The sequence below is a fragment of the Sodalis-like endosymbiont of Proechinophthirus fluctus genome (assembly GCF_001602625.1).
Lineage (GTDB): Bacteria > Pseudomonadota > Gammaproteobacteria > Enterobacterales > Enterobacteriaceae.
In genome coordinates this window covers 12,257-14,643 of record NZ_LECR01000044.1, presented here as the reverse complement: position 1 = coordinate 14,643, position 2,387 = coordinate 12,257, and the positions used below count along the sequence as shown (strand labels likewise).

At 53.8% G+C, this 2,387-nt stretch carries 3 protein-coding genes and 1 pseudogene; 3 read left to right on the top strand and 1 reads right to left on the bottom strand.

What is annotated here, in order from left to right:
• A partial coding sequence (locus tag BG74_RS14865; protein WP_204376323.1) for a hypothetical protein occupies positions 1 to 394 on the bottom strand: 394 nt, incomplete at its 3' end.
• A gap of 55 nt (positions 395 to 449) precedes the next feature.
• On the opposite strand from BG74_RS14865, the pseudogene dinG reads away from it, so the two are divergent.
• The 3 genes and pseudogenes from dinG to BG74_RS05080 form a co-directional block, all read left to right on the top strand.
• Positions 450 to 1,093, top strand: a pseudogene (dinG, locus tag BG74_RS16875) (ATP-dependent DNA helicase DinG); the annotation flags it as partial.
• 355 nt (positions 1,094 to 1,448) lie between these two features.
• Positions 1,449 to 1,640 carry a PQQ-dependent sugar dehydrogenase gene (locus tag BG74_RS19625; protein WP_187202665.1) on the top strand — a complete coding sequence of 64 codons (192 nt, stop codon included), beginning with the start codon at positions 1,449 to 1,451 and terminating at the stop codon, positions 1,638 to 1,640.
• A 296-nt stretch (positions 1,641 to 1,936) separates the two neighbouring features.
• On the top strand, positions 1,937 to 2,197 hold the full coding sequence (locus BG74_RS05080; protein ID WP_066597063.1) for a hypothetical protein: 261 nt from the start codon (positions 1,937 to 1,939) through the stop codon (positions 2,195 to 2,197).
• The last annotated feature ends 190 nt before the right edge of the window (positions 2,198 to 2,387 follow it).

The following is a 2,387-nucleotide window of genomic DNA, read 5'->3' as shown; positions in this document are numbered from 1 at the left end:
ATATCATCGATGAGGCGCTGATCCTGGCTGATCGCATCCTGCTGCTGGACGGCGCGGATGGATTGTGCAGTAGGGGGCGCCGCAACATTTGCTGTTGCGCCAGCCCAGCGTGCTGGGCTGCGGTGCTCTTCGCCCGCTGGTGTCCAGCGTGGTAGAGAAAAACGCCTCTATGCCCGGCTTGGGCACCAGGGGTGGACGGCGCATTACTGTCGTTTCTGCTATAATAGCACGTGCGGTTACTGGCAGATACTGGCTGTCGATCCAAGGGGTGAATTAGTGTGCGATGTATTTTTATCGCCGTCACGGATACCTTGCCGGTAGCGCCTTTACCTGCACTATCGCGACTGGCCGAAATCTCGATGTTTGGGAAAAGCCCTTCAGTTTTATACAGCATCAGCTAACGCCTCGCCGCGACTGTGGAATAATGCTAAATTCCTAAGCGATAAAGCCTGAATGATAGCGCTCTCCGTAGCTACCAAAACGCAAATCTACGACTTTGGTATAAAACACTACAGCAACATATACTCCCGATTTTATCCCCTGTGAACCGCAGTGGCAGATGATAGCGGAAGTCGCTCGTGCGCTGGCGGGGATATCGAACGCCATCTGGTGATCGAAGCGCCCATTGGCATCGGAAAAACGCTGTCGTATCTGATTCCGGGCATCGCTATCGGCTGCTCCGAGCGAAAACTGCTGGTGGTGAGAGCACTGCCAATGTTACCTTGCAGGATCAAATCTTCAGTAAGGATATGCCGCTGCTGAGAAAGCTCATACCGGATTTGACCTTTATCGTGATATTCGGCCGCCGGCGCTATATCTGCCCGCAAAATCTGGCGGTGATGGCGGCGGATGGCGTCATCCAGGGCGATCTGCTACTGTTTATTGATGACCCGAACGGCCCCGCCCGCGGCGCCGAACATCATCAATGCGTGGCACTGCAAAAGTCGCTTAGCAACGCCAGCTGGGATGGCCTGCGCAATCGCTATCCCCAGCTGTGAGCGATCCACTTTGGGCCATGCTCAGCACCGATAAAGCGAACTGGCTCGAACGTAATTGCCACTATTTCCGTGACTGTCCGTTTTATTTGGCGCGAGTGTTGCCCTTTTTGTTATTTGCCATAGGCCTGCTAAGATTGGCCCTGGAGGGCAACGCCGCCCGCACTGTCCAGCGGCGAGCATTTCAGCAGGCGGCTGGTGTTTGATCGTCAAGGCATGCTCTATATAAGCTGAGGGAATAATCGCTGCCCCACCGCTCAGTCAAGCATAAAGGCAAAGCGATTGGCCTTCACGCCAACGGCGACGTGCTGGAGGATAATCCGTTTGTTTATCGGGAAAACGCGCAGTTGGAAATCTAGAGCCACGGCCACCGCAACCAGCAGGGGCTGGCCATGAGTCCCTCTGGATCGTTGATATGTGGGAAAATGAACACATCCTGCGCAGCAGTGACTAATTAACATCCTGAATGAAGGAGCCAATTACGGCTGGCCGATCGCCACTTATGGCATCAATTATTCATGGTTGATGGTCCCCAAGGCGCGTAGCGGTATCGTCGAGGAAACCGATCAGCTGGTCTGGTTATGGCAAAATTCACCAGCGGTAAGCGGAATGATATTTTATCAAAACGAGCACTTTTCCGCCTGACGCTATTTTTTGCTGTTCATCAGCGCGCTAAAAACCGAGGCGCTGTTGCGCCTAATCCTGAAGGGAAATGATATGGTGTCGGAGTAACGCTTGGCTAACGGATCGCGCTGAGTGTATCCGGGATGTCCTTGCCGGCCCCGACGGTTACTTCTTATGTGCTGACCAATATCGTTATGTGCTGACCAATATCGCAACGGTAGGTTATTATGGGTGAGCCTGAAGGAGGAATAAACCGCGTGACGGCTTCAACTGAGCGGCAAGCATGACCTGCTGTTTATAGGCTATTCGCTCGCACAATGCATGATATCAGGCCTCCAGCTATGGGCCGGTTACCGCTCGATGGCCAGATTGAACCAGTTATAAGCCAGGAACCCGAGATGAATATCTCCAATGCCGAAGGCGCCGCAGGCGAACTACGACTACTTCTCCAGCGCACCGTCTTTTCACAGGCCACGGTACCGCGCTCGATGACCTACGGATCATCGCCGTTTAGGGGCGTGCGTACCAGGCTGAAAAATAACGCCTGCTGCTCCGCCGGTCACCAGAATACCTTTTGACGTTGAACGAATTCTCACGGCCCCAAATCATTAACATAACTCCTCCACAGTGAAATAATGATTGTTACGCTTTTCCTGTCGGCCATACATAGCAGTGGGTGGTCAGCATTCAGCGATGCGCCCCGCCCAAACCACGGTGCCGAGGAGGTACAACCGATAGCCAGTAATCATGGCCGACGGCGCGGGCTTG

Coding starts and splice junctions, on each gene's coding strand:
- BG74_RS05080 (WP_066597063.1), top strand. CDS start 1,937: ATGCATGATATCAGGCCTCCAGCTATGGGCCGGTTACCGCTCGATGGC.